Source organism: Vibrio sp. B1ASS3, from assembly GCF_905175355.1.
GTDB classification, from domain to species: Bacteria; Pseudomonadota; Gammaproteobacteria; order Enterobacterales; family Vibrionaceae; genus Vibrio; species Vibrio owensii.
In genome coordinates, this window is record NZ_HG992742.1 from 3,864,302 (window position 1) to 3,883,373 (window position 19,072).

Annotated in this window: 15 protein-coding genes; 4 read left to right on the top strand and 11 right to left on the bottom strand. The window is 45.6% G+C overall.

Going from position 1 to position 19,072, the window contains the following annotated elements; translation table 11 throughout:
- The first annotated feature begins 73 nt into the window (after positions 1–73).
- Positions 74–733, top strand: coding sequence for a ribosome biogenesis GTP-binding protein YihA/YsxC (gene yihA, locus KJB05_RS17535; RefSeq protein ID WP_208445287.1), 660 nt, complete (start codon positions 74–76; stop codon positions 731–733).
- A gap of 756 nt (positions 734–1,489) precedes the next feature.
- Here the strand turns inward: yihA and polA are convergent.
- The 3 genes from polA to hemB form a co-directional block, all read right to left on the bottom strand.
- A complete protein-coding gene (polA, locus tag KJB05_RS17540) occupies positions 1,490–4,282 on the bottom strand; it encodes a DNA polymerase I (RefSeq protein ID WP_208445286.1) in 2,793 nt (930 codons plus the stop codon).
- Positions 4,283–4,902: 620 nt separating this feature from the next.
- Positions 4,903–5,337, bottom strand: coding sequence for a GNAT family N-acetyltransferase (locus tag KJB05_RS17545; RefSeq protein ID WP_038893763.1), 435 nt, complete (start codon positions 5,335–5,337; stop codon positions 4,903–4,905).
- Positions 5,338–5,462: 125 nt separating this feature from the next.
- Positions 5,463–6,524, bottom strand: a complete 1,062-nt coding sequence (gene hemB / locus KJB05_RS17550) for a porphobilinogen synthase (protein WP_009707990.1) — start codon at positions 6,522–6,524, stop codon at positions 5,463–5,465.
- Between the two features lie 186 nt (positions 6,525–6,710).
- Here hemB and KJB05_RS17555 point away from each other — a divergent pair, with 186 nt between their 5' ends.
- Positions 6,711–7,475 (top strand): TatD family hydrolase, encoded by a 765-nt coding sequence (locus KJB05_RS17555; RefSeq protein ID WP_208445285.1) that lies wholly within the window; start codon positions 6,711–6,713, stop codon positions 7,473–7,475.
- Between the two features lie 1,068 nt (positions 7,476–8,543).
- Here the strand turns inward: KJB05_RS17555 and tnpA are convergent.
- The 8 genes from tnpA to rmuC all read right to left on the bottom strand — a co-directional run bounded on the left by tnpA (position 8,544) and on the right by rmuC (position 15,334).
- Complete coding sequence (tnpA, locus tag KJB05_RS17560; protein ID WP_033007908.1) at positions 8,544–8,978, bottom strand: IS200/IS605 family transposase; 435 nt, start codon at positions 8,976–8,978, stop codon at positions 8,544–8,546.
- A 167-nt stretch (positions 8,979–9,145) separates the two neighbouring features.
- Positions 9,146–9,898, bottom strand: coding sequence for a twin-arginine translocase subunit TatC (gene tatC / locus KJB05_RS17565; protein WP_208446197.1), 753 nt, complete (start codon positions 9,896–9,898; stop codon positions 9,146–9,148).
- Positions 9,899–9,966: 68 nt separating this feature from the next.
- Entirely contained in the window at positions 9,967–10,365 is a 399-nt protein-coding gene (gene tatB / locus KJB05_RS17570; RefSeq protein WP_005430029.1) for a Sec-independent protein translocase protein TatB, read from the bottom strand.
- 3 nt (positions 10,366–10,368) lie between these two features.
- Positions 10,369–10,617 carry a Sec-independent protein translocase subunit TatA gene (gene tatA / locus KJB05_RS17575; RefSeq protein ID WP_005429959.1) on the bottom strand — a complete coding sequence of 83 codons (249 nt, stop codon included), beginning with the start codon at positions 10,615–10,617 and terminating at the stop codon, positions 10,369–10,371.
- A gap of 48 nt (positions 10,618–10,665) precedes the next feature.
- Positions 10,666–12,300, bottom strand: a complete 1,635-nt coding sequence (gene ubiB, locus KJB05_RS17580) for a ubiquinone biosynthesis regulatory protein kinase UbiB (protein WP_005434553.1) — start codon at positions 12,298–12,300, stop codon at positions 10,666–10,668.
- Positions 12,297–12,932 carry an SCP2 domain-containing protein gene (locus KJB05_RS17585; protein WP_005448553.1) on the bottom strand — a complete coding sequence of 212 codons (636 nt, stop codon included), beginning with the start codon at positions 12,930–12,932 and terminating at the stop codon, positions 12,297–12,299. The genes ubiB and KJB05_RS17585 overlap by 4 nt, the downstream gene beginning before the upstream one ends.
- An 11-nt stretch (positions 12,933–12,943) precedes the next feature.
- Complete coding sequence (gene ubiE, locus KJB05_RS17590) at positions 12,944–13,723, bottom strand: bifunctional demethylmenaquinone methyltransferase/2-methoxy-6-polyprenyl-1,4-benzoquinol methylase UbiE (protein WP_005434558.1); 780 nt, start codon at positions 13,721–13,723, stop codon at positions 12,944–12,946.
- A 78-nt stretch (positions 13,724–13,801) separates the two neighbouring features.
- Positions 13,802–15,334 (bottom strand): DNA recombination protein RmuC, encoded by a 1,533-nt coding sequence (gene rmuC / locus KJB05_RS17595; protein ID WP_208446198.1) that lies wholly within the window; start codon positions 15,332–15,334, stop codon positions 13,802–13,804.
- Between the two features lie 169 nt (positions 15,335–15,503).
- On the opposite strand from rmuC, the gene KJB05_RS17600 reads away from it, so the two are divergent.
- Positions 15,504–16,412, top strand: coding sequence for a DMT family transporter (locus tag KJB05_RS17600; protein WP_029788974.1), 909 nt, complete (start codon positions 15,504–15,506; stop codon positions 16,410–16,412).
- A 196-nt stretch (positions 16,413–16,608) separates the two neighbouring features.
- Entirely contained in the window at positions 16,609–19,056 is a 2,448-nt protein-coding gene (locus KJB05_RS17605; protein ID WP_208446199.1) for a GGDEF and EAL domain-containing protein, read from the top strand.
- Positions 19,057–19,072 lie beyond the last annotated feature (16 nt).

The window sequence follows — 19,072 nt, forward strand, 5'->3', positions numbered from 1 at the left end:
CGAGCACGGTTATTTTACACAATTTCACAAAAAAGTAATCAATCGACTACACAAAGTCGAGATGGAGTTAACAGTGAGCGTAAAAATTCATTACCAAAACACGCATTTCATCACCAGCGCACCCGATATTCGTCACTTACCTGAGGACGAAGGTGTCGAAATTGCGTTTGCAGGACGCTCAAACGCTGGTAAATCGAGTGCACTTAACCGTCTTACTAACCAAAAAAGCTTAGCGAAGACATCAAAGACCCCAGGTCGCACTCAATTGATCAACCTTTTCAAAGTGGAAGAAGGTTGTCACATTGTCGATTTGCCAGGATACGGCTTCGCTCAAGTACCGATTGAGATGAAGAACAAATGGCAAAAATCATTAGGTGAATACCTACAGAAACGCGAGTGCCTAAAAGGCTTGGTGGTTCTGATGGACATCCGTCACCCAATGAAAGATCTCGACCAACAAATGATTTTCTGGGCAATCGACAGCCGCATCCCTGTTCAAGTTCTTCTGACTAAAGCAGACAAACTGAAAAGCGGTGCTCGCAAACAAACGCTACTGAAAATCCGCAAGCAAGTGGAAACATTTGGTGGTGACGTATCGGTTGACGTGTTCTCTTCACTGAAAGGTCTAGGTGTCGATCAGCTACGTGCCAAACTGGACACTTGGTTTGCACCAGCATTTGCACACTTGATTGAAGAAGACGAGCAAGGCGCTCCAGAGAGCGGCGAAGAATAATTAACAAAATTTGTTAAATTTTTCGACACAGCCCTGCCTTTTGGTGGGGCTTTTGTTTATCTGTCATCTAAAAACGTGAATTTCAGGCAATAAAAATCCCCACCTTCCTGGCAGGGATAACGGGAGAGAAAAATTGGTAATTATTGTTATGTGGCGAAGCATTACTGAACTGAGATTCGATTTCAATAGGTTAAAAAGCAATCTTATTTCCTGCTCACCGACAAATATCCCCACCCAAACCATCCAATAGTCTTAACATTCAGATAGTTAAGTTAAACGAAGTATCAAAAAGACGTAACTTAGTTTCTTTCAAGAAAAAATAATAGTGTGACTGGCGTAAATTTACAGCATGAATAACGCAATAAATTTGAAGGAAAAATCGAGATTTTGCAGTGGCTTAGAGAGGTCAAAAAAGAAGGTTTTTGAGGGTTTAGCTTAACTTACTGATCAAAAAGAAAATTTTTCTTTCGCCCAATAAAAAACGCCCCAGTCAAAAACTGACTGGGGCGGCTGAATCAGCCTAATCCAATAACGTGAAACAAAAGGTCTGAAAGATAGAACATCTTACCTCTGTACCCTACGAGAGATAATGTACAACAATTGGTCAGATTTGCAAAGAACTTTTGTAGTTTTTTTTCATGAAAGTTTTATTAAGCAACATTAAATCTCAGATCTGATTTGCTTTTTTAATGACACAAAAAATCCAGCGTTTGTGCGCTGGCTCATGCTAAATGGGCTAAATTGGCTTAAAAATGACTAGTGCGCTTGATCCCAGTTGTCACCGTGACCGGCTTCTGCCACTAGAGGCACTTTCAGCTCTGCTGCAGATTCCATCAAATTCTGTACTTTACTTTCAATTTCGGACAAAGACGACTCTTCAACTTCAAATACCAGTTCATCGTGTACTTGCATCAGAAGTTTCACTCGACCGTTGCCTTCTTCTTGAATCCACTGATCAACTAACAACATCGCTTTCTTGATGATGTCCGCAGCGGTACCTTGCATCGGTGCATTGATCGCTGCACGTTCTGCCGCCTTACGACGCATGCCGTTACGAGATTGAATTTCAGGAAGGTGTAGACGGCGACCAAAGATGGTCTCGACGAAGCCTTGCTCTGAAGCCGCACTGCGCGTGTCTTCCATGTACTGCATCACGCCTGGATAGCGCTCGAAGTACTTGTCCATGTACGCTTGTGCTTCACCACGAGGAATACCCAGTTGCTTCGCCAAACCAAATGCACTCATGCCGTAGATTAGACCGAAGTTAACCGCTTTCGCACGGCGACGTTGCTCACTTGAAACGTCTTCAATAGAAACGCCCATGATTTCTGCTGCGGTTGCCGCGTGGATATCTTTGCCGTCACGGAACGCATCAAGCAGCGCTTGGTCACCTGATAGATGCGCCATAATACGCAATTCAATCTGAGAGTAGTCGACTGCCAGAATCTTATAACCCGTAGGTGCAACGAATGCCTGACGAATACGACGACCTTCTTCATTACGAATTGGGATGTTCTGCAAGTTAGGATCGGTTGAAGATAGACGACCCGTTGCGGTCACCGCTTGGTGGTAAGAAGTATGCACACGACCCGTTGATGGATTGATCATCTTCGGCAACTTATCGGTGTAAGTTGATTTTAGCTTCGCCAGACCACGGTATTCCAAAATCAGTTTTGGTAGTGGGTAATCCAGAGCCAGTTCTTGCAGCACTTCTTCATTAGTAGAAGGTGTGCCTGATGGCGTCTTCTTGATAACTGGTAGACCCATTTTTTCAAACAGAAGTGCTTGCAGTTGCTTCGGTGAGTTCATATTGAACTCTTGTTCTGCAATCTCATAGGCTTTCTGCTCAAGCTCGTCCAGACGTGCAGCAATTTCTACAGATTGCGCGCTAAGCTTCATGTCATCAATCAATACACCAGTACGCTCAATGCGAGACAGCACTGGCACAAGTGGCATTTCGATCTCTTCGTATACGGTTTTTAGCTTTTCATCTTGCTCGATGTTAGCAAACAAACGGTTATGTAGACGAAGCGTCACGTCCGCATCTTCTGCAGCATATGGTGAGGCTTCATCCAGATCGATTTGGTTGAAGGTCAGCTGGTTCTTACCTTTACCTGCGATTTGCTCGAATGAAATACAGCTGTGCTGTAGGAAGCGTAGTGCCAAGCTGTCCATATCATGTTTGCCGCCTACACTGTTGTAGACGTAAGACGCCAACATGGTGTCATGCTTGATGCCTTTCATCTCAATGCCGTAGCGAGCCAGCACAGACGCATCGTATTTTAGGTTTTGACCAACTTTAGCCTGAGCCTCATCTTCAAGAATCGGCTTCAGCTGTTCCAGTACCCAATCACGCTCCAGCTGCTGAGGCGCATCTAGGTAGTCGTGAGCCACTGGTACATAAGCAGCAATGCCTTCGTCAGTTGCAAATGATAGACCGACTAAGTTTGCCACCATGTAATCTAGGCTGTCGGTTTCGGTATCAAACGCAAATAATTCAGACGCTTTTAGTTTGTCTAACCAAGCATTAAATGAAGTTTCATCTAGGATGGTTTCGTACTGGCTACGGTCGATTTTTACTGCTGAGGTGTCCATATCTGCTTTAGATGAAGCAGAACCTCCACGCGCTGCGCCGGTTGATTCATCCGCTTCAACTACACCTGTACCGCCTTCTAATAGCTCGTTCAACCAAGACTTAAACGTCAACTGACCGTACAGTTTGATCAGTTCATCTGTGCTTGGTTCTGCTTTTAGCAATGATTCTGGCGTCTCTTCCAGCTCCACATCCAGCTTGATGGTCGCTAGCTCGTAAGACAGCATTGCGTTGTCTTTGTTATCCACTAACTTCTTCGCCATGGTTTTTGAACCACGGAAGCCAAGCGCAGCGATATCGTCGAGGTTTTCATACAACTTTGTCAGGCCGCCAATGCCTTGTAGCAAAGCAGTTGCTGTTTTATCACCCACACCCGGAACGCCAGGAATGTTATCGACTTTATCGCCCATCAACGCTAGGTAGTCGATGATCAATTCTGGTGGGATACCAAACTTCTCAACCACACCTTCACGATCCATCACGACGTTCGTCATGGTGTTGATCAAGGTAACGTTATCATCCACCAACTGCGCCATATCTTTATCGCCAGTACTGATTAAAACAGGCATGCCTTGTTGCGATGCTTGATAAGCCAGAGTACCAATCACGTCATCGGCTTCTACACCTGGAATACAGATCAACGGCAGGCCCATCGCACGAATAACGTTATGCAAAGGTTCAATCTGGCAACGAAGATCGTCCGGCATTGGTGGACGATTCGCTTTGTATTCCGGGTACATATCGTCACGGAAGGTTTTACCCTTCGCATCGAAAACCACTGCGATACGATCAGAAGCAAACTGACGCATCATGCTGCGTAACATGTTCACTACACCGTAAACTGCGTTAGTTGGAATTTCACCGTTACTCATCGTGCCTGGGTAAGCGTGAAAAGCGCGATATAGGTAAGAAGAGCCGTCGATCAGAATCAACGGATTTTCAGGAATACTTGCCATAATTGTCTGTATCCAAATCAGTACTTAATAGATCTGCTTAGAATGCCATGACTGCTGATCCGAATCTATCTTGTTCGCTCGATCGAGGTCGCGGAAATTTTCCGATGTTATTCACGAAATTTGCACCTTCTTGTGGATAACTCTGTTTATAGAAATTATCCACTGGTTATCCAACGGAAATAAAACCGTCAAACAACAAATATAAGGTACTGTTATTAAAGAAAATAAATACCAACAGGTGAGAAGATCAACGATCCTAAAATGATCATGACATGTGGAAAAGTTGCCAAGAGAGGCGTCAATTAGAAATCTCAGAAAAGAAAAAAGCGACCCAATTGGGTCGCCTAGCAGAAGTGGTGAAGCTATTTCCATTTGTATGGCAGCTTTACCAAGAAGCTATAAATTACACTGGAAGCAATGTGAGCAATGTCGTGTCAAAAAGAATTCGTGCAAGTTCTGGGGAAAATGTTTCATTACCTTCTCAACACTCAGTTAATAAACCGCAGTTAATTAGCAATTCAACGTCCTTGTGAACTTTCCTCATCCCCTAAGACAGGCTTAATAATAATAATTCTCATTTAACAGTCAACACCTAAATGAGAAAAAATCTCATTTATTTTTTATAGCGCCTTAATGAAGTGCACACGAGACTCACGTAGGTTCGGTTTTTCTTCAAACTTTTCAATGATGTATTCATTTCTTAGCAACAAGCGAAGCATGGCTGGAAATTGGTTACGAGATTTCACTTTTAACGTTTTGTAGCCTTGCTCAGCGACCCAATCTTCTTGTGCTTCCAACAACATCTGCGCCACACCTTCATTGCGCGCTTCTGGGGCCACGCCACCAAACCAGCTGTAGAAGGTGTAATCATCTAATTCGTAGCCAATTTTAAAACCAAGGATCGCCCCAGCTTTCTCAGCCACTAAGATTAAGCTTTTTTTATCCCCAAGGCGCTCCGCCATGGATTCAACCGTCTCACCACGTGCAAACTCAGTAACACGAGCCACCACTTGGATCGCTTCTTCCAGCGTGCCTTCACGAATCAGCATTGTCATTGTCTTACTCTCCAGAAATAAATATACCCAAGTAACTTCAAGCCGTGTGTATTCCGTCTTGAGGTTACTTGGGTATATTCAGACCGACAACAATTGTCGGTCTGGTTTTTCTCATTGAGCGATAATTACTCGTCTGTCGCTTCTTGAGTCTTTACTAGGTGCTCTGCAGTTTGTGCGTTTTCTTCCGCTAACCACTCTGCTACATCTTTCGCGAAGTAAGTCAGGATGCCATCCGCACCGGCACGTTTGAAGCAAAGCAGAGATTCCATCACGGTCTCACGCTCTTTCAGCCAGCCATTCATGATGGCTGCTTTATGCATCGCGTACTCACCAGAAACTTGGTAAGCGAACGTTGGAACTTGAAGCTCAGTCTTAACACGACGAACCACATCAAGGTAAGGCATACCTGGCTTAACCATCACCATGTCTGCGCCTTCATTGATATCAAGAGCCACTTCATGTAGCGCTTCATCTGTGTTCGCAGGGTCCATTTGGTAGTTTTTCTTGTTGCCACCTTTTAGGTTCGCTGATGAACCAACTGCATCACGGAATGGACCGTAGTAGTTTGATGCGTACTTCGCAGAGTAAGCCATGATTTGAGTATGGATGTGACCCGCTTCTTCTAGTGCTTCACGGATTTTTCCGATACGACCATCCATCATGTCTGATGGTGCAACCACGTCTGCGCCCGCTTCTGCGTGAGACAGCGCTTGTTTTACAAGTACTTCGGTTGTCTCATCATTCATCACGTAGCCATCTTCATCAATGATGCCATCTTGGCCGTGTGTAGTGAACGGGTCGAGAGCCACATCTGTGATCACACCGATTTGAGGTACATGCTCTTTTAATGCACGCACTGCGCGCTGAACCAAACCTTCTGGGTTGTAAGCTTCAGCAGCACATAAGCTTTTAGCGTCTTGGTTTACGACAGGGAAAAGCGCGATTGCTGGTACGCCTAGGTTTGCTAGGTATTGTGCTTCTTCTAGCATTAAATCAATCGACAAACGTTCTACACCCGGCATCGATTCAACACTTTCACGACGATCTTTACCCATCAGAATAAACATTGGGTAAATTAAATCGTTTACTGAAACTTGGTTTTCAGCCATCAGACGACGACTAAAATCGTGCTTACGCATACGACGCATACGGCGCGCAGGGAATGGACCTTGAATTGATACAGACACCACTTTCTCCTTGTCTGGAAGGTTACGATGATCAAATCATCTGGTGGCAAAATCATATCACTCTTGATGCACCTTGCGAGCAGCAATATGGAAAAACGGCATGAAAAAAACCGAAAATGACCCCGCACTCACACTCAAGTATACTTCTCACTAATTCCATACACCGATGAACCATAGAGACCAATCATGATCGATACTCACGCTCATATTTACGCTAGCGAATTTGATAACGACCGCGACGAGGTAGTGAAGCGCGCTTTAGAACAAGGCATTGATAGAATTCTGCTGCCGAACATCGATCTTGAGTCTATTGAGCCGATGCTAAAAACTGAAGCAGCTTATCCTGAGGTCTGTCGTTCGATGATGGGTCTGCATCCGTGTTACGTCGATGGCAATGTCGAGCAAACACTGGAAATCATCCGCGGCTGGTTTGAAAAGCATAACTTCATTGCAGTGGGTGAAATCGGTATCGATCTGTACTGGGATAAAACTTTCCGCGCAGAACAAGAGATGGCGTTTGTGACTCAGTTAAACTGGGCGAAAGAGATGAATTTACCTGTCGTTATCCACACACGTGACTCAATTGAAGAAACGCTGACTTTACTTCGTCAAGAACAAGACGGCAGCTTGCGTGGTGTATTCCACTGTTTTGGTGGCAGCGTAGAAGAAGCACAAGCAATCAATGAGCTAGGCTTCCACTTAGGTCTAGGCGGCGTATCAACATTTAAAAATGGTGGTATGGATAAGGTTATCCCACATCTGGACATGAGTTGGGTGATTCTAGAAACAGACTGCCCTTACCTTGCACCGGTACCACATCGTGGTAAACGCAACGAGCCGGCTTACACTTCTTTAGTGGCGGCGCGCGTGGCCGAACTGCGTGGGGAAAGCCTTGAAGCGATTGATGCTCTAACGACCAAAAACGCAGAAGTGCTGTTTAACTTAAGCTAAGATCTGCACTTACTATAAGTTACAATCAAACATTCTCTTATCTTTCATAGCATTATATTTGAAAGTATAAATAACGTGCTATTGAGATGTAACTCCTGCCCTTCTTAAAATATTGCCCACACATTCGACAAGGTGGGCAATCGATGAATACTTGCCAGCATGGTATTTACTTAAAACGTCAAAAACGCACCCTACTGCAAAAGCTTATGGGTATCAAAGAGCTCTACGTGTGCACTAAATGCGGACATATCATTAAAGTGAAGTAACAACGAGACAATGGTTCAGAATTGTTATGTAAATTAGTGACAAACAAGACACTTACACAAAAACATAATGAACATCGCATACGTTAAGAGAGAGTCTTAACAAATTCCTCAGTCTCGTAAACAAGACAAAATCTTTACCTATACTTGCTCACGCATACTCATAAAAATGAATATGGAAGTCATATAATGTGTGAACATGGAATCTACCTAAAACGTCGGCAACGAACTTTTCTAGAAAAAATCTTAGGCATTAAGGAAGTATATGTCTGCTCTAAATGTGGGCATGTCCTTAAGCTGAGATAATTGGCTCAGTCCAATCCAACCGCAATAAGGCGGCTCTTCATGGGTCGCCTTTCCCGCTCCCTCACACCTTCAATAATCACAAGTCGTTACACAGTCAAACTCACTCCACCTAACAACCTTTAAACTCTTTTCAAACGTGCACCATACTTCCACTCAAGTTAATTAGAACTTTATTCTGTTAAATGTGACCGTATTGATTTGGTAGATAACCTACTGAGTCGCATATAGAAGCCTCATTTAACATTAGAACTAACATCACATAAAGTTTCCCAAGTAAACAACAATAAAAATAGGGATATGTATGTGCAAACATGGGGGTTACTTACAACGTCGTCAGCGCAGGCTTTGGGAGAAATTATTGGGGATTAAAGAGGTGTATGTTTGCTCACAATGTGGATACATAAAGCGCGTGAGATAATTTGGCTAGGTTTTGAAAATGTAAATTACCACCTTCTAAAGAAGGTGGCTTTGTGTGAGCCCCCTAAAAGGGGGCCTTTGTTTAATCCAACGCCAACTGGTGCTGCTCTACTCGCTCTTGCTTCTCTTGATGTCTTACATATCGGCGTATGATTTCTTCATTGATTCCAACACTATCGACAAAATAGCCTCTTTGCCAAAAGTGATTACCCCAAAGCCTGTTCTTCCTAAGATGAGGGAACTTACTAAATAGCTTTAAGGCTATTTTGCCTTTCAATACCCCCATCAACTTGGATATCGATAGCTTTGGTGGAATCTTTACTACTAAATGCACGTGGTCAACTTGTATGTTTAACTCTACTACTTCACATCCAAGTTGATTACAGTAAACATAAATACATCGATAAACTTCTTTACCTATATTGTTCTTCAAGATCCTAAATCGATACTTTGGAGTCCACACTATATGGTATTGACATCGCCAAAATACGTGGGAAGCTTGATTGTATCTACTCATGTTATTTGTCCTCTTTGACTTCTGGAAAAATCAAAGACGCATTTAGCATGAGTAGTTTTACAGGCAAAGCCGAAACGGATGATAACCACCTACTGAAGTAGGTGGTTTAGGGCTGAAAACAAAAAAAGCGGCTAACAAAGCCGCTTTTCTATAGTACGAAGCAAAGGTTACTCTTCAGCTTCCGTCTCTTCTTCTTCATCTTTACGTGTGTAGAAACGAGCGAAGAACAAACCCACCTCAAACAGCAAACACATCGGGATTGCCAGTAGAGTTTGCGAGATCATATCCGGCGGCGTGAGTAGCATACCGACAATAAACGCACACACGATAATGTATGGGCGCTTCTCTTTCAGATCTTGTGGTGTGGTTGCGCCAGTCCAACATAGCAAGATAATCGCTACAGGTACTTCAAACGCGATACCAAACGCCATAAACAGCGCTAGTACAAAGTCGAGGTAACTTGAGATGTCGGTTGCGAACTCTACTCCACCAAGAGAGATAGCGGTAAAGAAGCCAAACACCAGTGGGAATACCACGAAGTAAGCAAACGCCACACCGCAGTAGAACAACAATGAGCTAGAGAACAGCAATGGCATGATCAATCGACGTTCATGCTTGTACAAACCTGGCGCTACAAAGGCCCATACTTGGTACAAGATAAACGGCACCGCAATAAACACCGAAGCAATCAAGGTTAGCTTCAAAGGTGTGAAAAACGGTGAAGCCACATCGGTTGCGATCATCGTTGCACCTTCAGGTAGGCGTTCTACCAAAGGCGCTGAAACAAACTCATAGATGTGGTTAGAGAAGTAAATTAGTCCAACAAACACCACCAATACTGCAGCAATGGCTTTGAGCAGTCGGTTGCGAAGTTCTAATAAATGACTAATTAAAGGTTGTGTCTGCTCGACGGTAGACATGGCAAACCTCTTTTTTAAAACCTGATCAAAAAGGAGCTACCAATCACTAGTAGCTCCTCCTAATGAGACTATTCGGCTTTCTTATCTGCCGCTGTAACCTTAATCTCTTCCGCTTTCTCAACGGTTTCAGTCGCAGGTGCCTCTTGTTTAGGCTCCGCTTCTGATTTGGTTGGTTCCGCGTAAGGGCGGTTTACAGATTGCGCCGCTTTCTTCAATTCTTCGACCGAAGATTTCAGCTCAGGAGATAGATCATCCATCCCCATTTGCTCAGCTTTGCGCAAGTTTTCTTGCAGTTCTTGAACTTTCAGCTCGTGTGACAACTCGTCTTTGACGCTATTTGCCATACTCTTCGCTGCTCCGACAAAACGAGAGACACTGCGGATGGCATGTGGCAAACGCTCTGGACCAAGAACAACCAGACCAACAACAGATATTAATACCAGTTCCCAAAAACCGATATCAAACACGTTTTACGCCTGCTCTTTGTCTTTTTTCGATTCAGGAGCTGCTTCTTTCTTTTGCTGCTCTTCTAGACTTTTTGGCTCGAAGTCTGCGTCTTTGTCGTCTTTCTTCGCAGGCTCATCTTCGCTCATTGCTTTTTTGAAGCCCTTAACGGCACCACCCAGATCGCCACCGATACCGCGTAGTTTCTTAGTTCCGAATAGCAATACAACAATTACAGCAATGATTAGAAGTTGCCAAACACTGATACCACCCATTCTTTTTACCTCGGGTCTTTAAACAAAATTATTTCAAGAGTTTAACGTCTATCGACGATAAGCTCGCCAACTAAGCAACCAAAATGTGACCCCTGCGATACCGCTAGCGATCGATAGCTGCTCATAAGCGTTATCCACCAATATTGCCGAGCATACGACTAAAGTGGCTCCAACGCCAAATAAAAACTTTCCTGTCGCCTGCTGACGCTTGCTGTGACGGTAACCTTGATAAAGCTGATCCATGCGTTGATTCATGGCTTTACCTTGTTTAAGGCTATCGTAAAGCAGCTCCGGCAGTTCCGGTAATTTCTCTGCCCAAAACGGCGCGCGGTCTTTAATGGCATTCACTAAAGCTTGCGGACCGACTTGGTTCATCATCCATTCTTCAAGGAAAGGTTTCGCGGTCTCCCACAAATCTAGTTGCGGGTACAACTGACGACCCAGTCCTTCGACGTACAACAGCGTTTTTTGTAGCAATACAAGCTGCGGCTGCACTTCCATATTGAATCGACGCGCAGTGTTGAACAGGTTCAACAATACGTGACCGAAAGAGATTTCACACAGTGGTTTAGCAAAGATTGGCTCACACACAATGCGAATCGCAAATTCAAATTCATCGACATTGGTATCGGCAGGTACCCACCCCGAATCAACGTGCAGTTCCGCTACGCGGCGGTAGTCACGATTGAAGAAAGCGAGGAAGTTTTCCGCCAGATAGCGTTTGTCTTCACTATTAAGTGTACCAACGATCCCGCAATCCAGCCCAATCCACATCGGATTCTCTGGATGCTCCGGTTTAACGAACACGTTGCCCGGGTGCATGTCGGCGTGGAAAAAGCTGTCTCGGAACACCTGAGTGAAGAACACACTCACACCGCGTTCCGCGAGCAATTTCATATTGGTGCCATTCGCTTCCAAGCCTTCAATATCAGAGACTTGGATGCCATATATTCGCTCAGAAACCATGACAGTTTCATTACTAAAGTCAGGAAAAACTTCTGGTACGTAAAGCTCTTCACTGCCTTCGAAGTTGCGACGCAGTTGAATCGCGTTCGCCGCTTCACGACGCAAATCGAGTTCATCAAGTAAGGTTTTTTCGTACTCTCGAACCACTTCAACTGGTTTCAAACGACGTGCTTCAGGCATCGCTCCGGCGACTATACGCGCCATTCGGTGCATCAGTTTTAGATCTGAATCAATGACCGGACGAATATCTGGACGGATGACCTTTAATACCACTTCTTGGTTAGTGTCTTTTAATCGAGCCGTATGCACCTGAGCAATCGACGCAGACGCTAACGGTTTGATATCAAATTCAGTAAACCAGTTTTCTAATGGACCGCCCAGAGCGAGTTCCATTTGTTCTTTCGCTAACTGCCCATCAAATGGCGCAACTTGGTCTTGCAAAAGCGCAAGAGGATCAGCGATATGCGGAGGGAAAAGGTCACGGCGAGTCGACATCATCTGACCGAACTTAATCCAAACTGGACCAAGTTCTTGCAGAGCGAGACGAAGGCGTTCACCCAGAGGTTTTTCTGGGTGCTTGTTCTTCATCCAGAATAGGCTTTTGCGCATCAAAAGCGGCGCTTTGGTCAGTTGATGATCGGGCAACAACTCATCCAAGCCGTATTCCAGCTGAACTTTAATGATGTGGTATAAGCGCTTTATTTCTGCTGGCGTCATGAGTTCTCCAGCGCAGGCTTATCCGAATCGAATTTGTTTAGTAGTGCGTTTAGGCGCGCTTCAACGCGAGAAGCTTGGCTGCGAACGTCATCCACTTGGTCACAGAAGTGGGCAATTTCTAGCGGTGCTGGCGCCAGTTTCCACTCTTCTGTTACCACTTGAGCAAGATGGCGCTGGTGTTTTTCTGCTTGAGAAGCAAAGAAACCGCCGACGTTTTTGGTGCCTTGCACAAAAGTATGTGCCACGACATCACCTGTCACGCGAGACAGCCACTCTTCGATATCGGGTTTGCAATCCACCATCAATTGAGAGAATTTCTGTGCCAATTGAATGTCACCTTCAAGCTCAAGTTTATCTTGCTTGATAAGGCGAGTGATGTTGGCTTGATCGCGTAGCTCAGGCAGTACGCTTAGATTCAGCGACAGATAACAATCTGGCTGACCTTCGTAATTACCCAAAACATCAATTTGCTGGCTGAAGATGAACGTCAGCGTCTTATTGATTTCCTTCAGATGAATTTGAATCACCTGACCTTTAAGACGTGACAAACGACGACCCAATTCAGGATCGTCTTTAATCAGCGTATTTAGTGTCGTTTCAATAACGGCAGTGATAAGAGGTTCAAATGGCATACCGCTTATCCTTAGAATTTGTAGCCGCGGTGCAGCGCCACAATACCACCCGTTAGGTTGTAGTATTTGGTGTTTTCAAAGCCCGCTTCTTTCATCATGCCTTCCAGCGTGTCTTGATCTGGGTGCATGCGGATAGATTCTGCTAGGTAACGGTAGCTGTCTGCGTCGTTTGCCACTAGTTCACCCATTTTTGGCAATAGGTGGAATGAGTATGCATCGTACACTTTTGATAGCGGGTCTAGGATTGGTTTTGAGAACTCAAGCACCAACAGACGACCACCTGGCTTCAATACGCGGAACATAGAGCGCAGCGCTTTGTCTTTATCGGTGACGTTACGCAGACAGAAGCTGATAGTAATTACGTCAAAGTAATCATCTGGAAACGGCAGTTCTTCTGCGTTCGCTTGAACGTAATGTACGTTACCAACAATGCCGTTGTCGCGCAGTTTGTCACGACCTACATTTAGCATTGAGTTGTTGATGTCCGCTAAGATCACGTGACCTTGGTCGCCAACAATTCGCGAGAATTTCGCCGTCAGATCGCCAGTACCACCACCTAGGTCGAGAACGCGTTGTCCCGGACGAGCGCCACTGCAATCAATAGTAAAACGCTTCCAAAGGCGATGAACGCCACCTGACATCAAGTCATTCATGATGTCGTATTTTGCTGCCACTGAGTGGAAAACTTCGGCAACTTTGGTCACTTTTTCGTCTTTTGCCACTGTGGTAAAACCAAAGTGGGTAGTGTCGTTATCTAACGCTGTATTCGATTGCACACTTGTGTCCGTCATTCTGATTCCTCTTGGGCAGCACTTTCTCACTACGGGGCGGTTGATAACAAATAGGGTCGCCCACTGTACTGCGGGCGATTAGTTTACTTTATCCTCAGCCGGATGTCTTTCTACTAAAGAAGCATTTTCCGAAAATGACTCTGTCTGCGCCAACTGAGCAAGATCTGGCGAGATTGGACGTTTCACCTCAACGCCAAGTTGCTTAAAACTTTCAGCCTGACGAATCACGTTGCCACGCCCTGTCGCCAGTTTATTCATCGCCCCTTGGTACGTTTGGTTGGCTTTGTCTAATGCGCCGCCCAGTCCTTCCATATCGTCAATGAACAAGCGGAGTTTGTCGTACAGCTTCGCCGCTCGTTCCGCGATCAATTGGGCGTTTTCGTTTTGGCGCTCGTTACGCCATAAATTATCTATCGTACGTAGCGCCACCAGCAAAGTGGTAGGGCTGACCAAAATAATGTTTTGTTCCATCGCATCTTTAACCAAGCTTGGGTCAGCTTGAATCGCAACTTGGAATGCAGGCTCCACCGGAATAAACATCAACACATAATCTAAGCTCTGGATACCTTTTAACTGATGGTAATCCTTAAGGCTCAAGCCTTTGATATGCGCGCGCAGCGCGGCTAGGTGATCGCTCAGCGCCTGTTCACGTTGAACGTCGTTCTCTGCGTTGAAGTAGCGCTCGTACGCCACCAGCGCCATTTTCGAATCGACCACCACTTGCTTGTTTTGCGGTAAGTGAACAATCACATCAGGTTGATAGCGTTTGCCAGCTTCGTTTTGCAAGCTCACCTGAGTTTGGTACTCGTGCCCTTCACGTAAACCAGATTCTGCCAATACACGAGCCAGAACCACTTCACCCCAGTTACCCTGTTGTTTGTTGTCACCTTTCAGAGCTTGAGTCAGATTGACCGCTTCTCGGGTCATATGCTCATTCAAGCGTTGCAGGTTCTTCAACTCATGCACCAAGGTGTGACGCTCTTTGGCTTCTTGGCTAAAGCTATCGTTAACTTGTTTTTTGAACCCTTCTAGCTGCTCTTTGAGTGGAGACAGCAAACCTTCCAAACTCTGACGGTTTTGCATGTCGACTTTGGCGGTTTTCTCTTCAAATAACTGATTCGCTAGGTGTTCAAATTGCTGCTTCAAACGCACTTCTGCTTGCTCAAGAATTTGCAGCTTTTCTGCATTAGCTTGGTTGATTTGCTCATGGCGCGCTTGCTGCTCACCAAGTTGGGTTTCAAGGCGCGATTTGTGCTCACGCATCTGCCCTAGCTCATCAAAATACTGCTGACGCTCTTGCTTCACTGCTTCGAAGTAACGCAGCTTTTCCATCGCCGCCATCAATTTACCGTGAGTTTGGCGCACCTCGAAAGCCGCTTTATCGCGCTCGTCATCAAGCTCATCTAATTCTTGCTGCGCTTCGGCAAGGCTTTGCTTCACCTGTTCAAGTTGTTGTTGATGAAGCTGTTTTTCAGAGGAGAGCTGTTGTTCGAGCAATTGAGTTTGCGTGGCAAAGCGTTGTTTAACCCACCAACTCACAGCAACACCGCTGATGGTCGCGGTAAAAAGAGAAGACAGAATGAGAGATTGATGCTCAAGAATCCATTGCATAATAGCGAGTTAGCCTGTGTTTTTTATCTTTAATAATGGTATTTACACACTGGATAAATGTCCAGTTTGTTGGATGAAAAATCCTCGCATACACTAGGCGCTCCGTACAACATACTCACACCTGCTCAAACCAACAGCGATGAGCGGTACATCATCACACAGAGGCATCATGAACGAGCGTCGCGCCCTAGGATTTGGGCTATCAGCGGTATTACTTTGGTCAACAGTAGCGACCGCATTTAAATTGACTTTGGCGGAATTCTCACCGATTCAGATGCTGACCATGGCGAGTATTGTCTCGGCTATCGCGCTCATCGTGGTATGTGGCGTGCAGGGCAAGTTGAATCAACTCAGTTCAACGTTTCTTGCCAATCCTTGGTACTACTTACTGCTCGGATTGATTAACCCACTGGCGTACTACCTCATCTTGTTTAAAGCATACGACTTATTGCCAGCCTCCCAAGCACAGGCGATCAACTACAGTTGGGCGATCACGCTAACCTTGATGGCGGCGGTTTTCTTGGGTCAGAAGATCCGCAATAAAGATTGGATTGCTTGTGGTTTTAGTTATTTGGGCGTCATCGTAATTGCCACCAAAGGTAACGTGTTAGGAATGGAATTCGAAAGTCCGCTTGGTGTGGGATTAGCGCTACTTTCAACATTGCTGTGGGCAAGCTACTGGATTCTCAACACCAAAAACAAAGCCGACCCTGTGGTGGGCGTGCTATTGGGCTTTCTGGTTGCGATTCCGTTTGCGATTGGTTTAAGCATTTATGAAGGCGCTGACTGGAGCCAAATCACCGCGAAAGGTTGGGCGGCAGTGACTTATGTTGGTCTGTTTGAGATGGGCGTAACCTTCGTGTTGTGGCTAACGGCACTCAAACTCACCGAGAACACCGCACGCATCAGCAACCTGATTTTCGCTTCACCATTCATCTCCCTCATGCTACTTGCCACCATCATTGGTGAAGAGATTCACCCATCCACTTTGATTGGCTTGGTGCTGATCATCAGCGGCTTGGTGATTCAACAAGTGAAGTTCGGCAAAAAGCAAAAACAGGCGAACACCGCTCAATGATGACGTCCGAAACTATTGCAAAAATGAGACGCGATTTATAAAAAAGAGAGCTAGCTAACAGTTTACTCGATTAATGAAGTGTTCCTTGCTTGGATTTGTTCGGGCTTTGGATACGATATAGCCAAAGCCCGATATGAACGCTGAGTCAGATGTTCACCATACTATTCCAAGGGCGTTTCAGGATGCTTTATTAATTATGTTTCGCTTCGCTATCTCCCCTGCATTGATGACAGACTGGAAACAGGCTCTGCAACAATGCTGTGATGCCACACAGGCGCACGGTCAGCTTTATACTTTCAGCTACACTCGCCAATGGCGCTTGAGTGAGGTGGCGACGTCGCCGCAACATCATCGTGAAATCGTCGCGATTCTCGAACCCGCCACTGAGCACTTTATCTATCCTCAGCTTGTTGTTGAACAAACACCCTTTCAAAACCAAACCTTAAGTTACTGCCCAGTATGGCTTCCGAGCGGTGAGCTGTTTGCTGCCTTCGCGTTGGTTCATCCAACTGAGCAAGATACTGTCATTTGTGGGTGGTTAAGCGCATTGGCTGGACGTGTCGGCTTTGATGTTGCTCAGACTTACCATAAAGAGCAGCAGCGTCACGATGTTCAATTGCCAGACTTACTGCCATCCCTGCAAGAATTCATTGATTGCTTAGAAGATCACACGTGGATAAAAAGCACCGATGGTCGCTACGCGATGACCAACCGCAGCGTTGAAGACTCTTGGCAAATGACCGGCAGTGAAATCGTCGGCAAGAATGACTTCGAGTTGTTCAGCAGCCGTAGAGCGAAGAAGTTCATTGATACCGACCAGCTGGTGATAGCCACGGGCAGCCAAAACACGGTTGAAGAGTGCACCCTAATTGATGACAACAACAACCCAACCTGGTTGGAAACCATCAAGTCGCCAATCCGCAATCAAACCGGAGAGCTAATTGGTATTTTGGGTATGACACGCAACGTCACTCGTCGAAAAATGGTAGAAACTCAGTTGTCATTGGCGTCGAAAATCTTCGATAACTCCCACGAAGGGATGGTAATCACCGACCGCAAAGCCAACATTCTTGATGTAAACAGCGCCTTCACTCACATCACTGGTTACGCAGCAGAAGAAGTGATAGGTAAGAACCCAAATATCTTGCGTTCTGGGCATCACGACCGCGAGTTTTATCAACAATTGTGGCGTCAGTTGGAAAGCAAAGGGCAATGGAAAGGCGAGTTCATCAACCGCAAAAAAGATGGCAGCATTTACCCACAACTCGCCACCATCAGCGCGGTGATGGACGATAAGAACCATCTGATCAACTACATCTGTGTATTCGAAGACATCTCGGTACGAAAAGCGCACGAAGAAAAGCTACAACGCATGGCGTTTTACGATCCATTGACCAACCTTCCTAACCGTACTCATTTGATCAGCTTGCTAGAACAGCACATTGAGAACGGTCAGAAGCATCAACACGCGTTTGCGACTCTATTCCTCGATATCGACCACTTCAAGCACATCAACGACAGCATGGGACACTTCTGTGGTGACCAGCTGCTGACTAAACTCGCTGAACGTCTGCAAGATGTGTTACATTTACGCGCCCATGTGGCACGTATTGGTGGCGATGAGTTTGTCATCATATTGCCGAATATCGAGTCGGATTCGCAGCTTATCGACACTATTGAGGACATACTCTGCCTGTTCAACCGTCCTTTTGAAGTCAGTAAGAACGAGTCTCTGCGCATCTCCACCAGCGTGGGCGTGGCTCGTTATCCTCAAGACGGACAAGACAGCGAAACCTTGCTCAAGAATGCCGATACTGCCATGTACTTGGCGAAGAAAAACGGTCGTAACGGCTACGCGTTCTACTCACCGGATTTAACCGATAAATCCGTGTCTCACGTGCGTATGCAGTCCGCTTTGCATGAAGCGATTGAGAAAAACCAACTTCATTTAGCGTACCAACCGCAATACAACTTAAGTGCAAACGAACTGGTTGGCGTAGAAGCCCTGCTACGCTGGCAACATCCTGATCTTGGAATGATTTCTCCGGCAGATTTTATCCCGATTGCAGAGAAAACTGGCTTGATTCAAAGCATTGGTAAATGGGTCTTGGAGCAAGCTTGTTTGCAGGGTCGTGCATGGCTGGATAACGGCATTGAATTTGGCAAGCTTGCGGTGAACGTATCGGCTCTTCAGCTACAACAATCAGACTTCATCAGCAAACTTGGGGTGATTCTCAAAGAGACCGGATTTCCGGCGCACCGTCTAGAGCTAGAAATCACAGAGAGTTTCCTACTGATCGACCCACAACAAGCCATCGCATCACTCAACTTGCTGCGCGAGCTTGGCATTGAGATCTCTCTTGATGACTTTGGTACCGGTTACTCGTCACTGTCTTACCTCAAAGGTTTGCCAATCAACAAATTGAAGATCGACCGCTCTTTCGTAAGCGATGTTCCAAGCAACACCGACAGCAATGCGATCGTGAATGCCATCATCGCCATGGGACAAACCCTGTCATTGAAAGTGGTTGCCGAAGGCATCGAAACTGACGAACAAGCCCAATACTTATTTGAGCGCGGCTGTATCTATGGACAGGGCTTCCGCTTTAGCGCCCCAGTTCGTGCAGAGAAGTTATTTAAATAAAAAAGACCGAGCACTG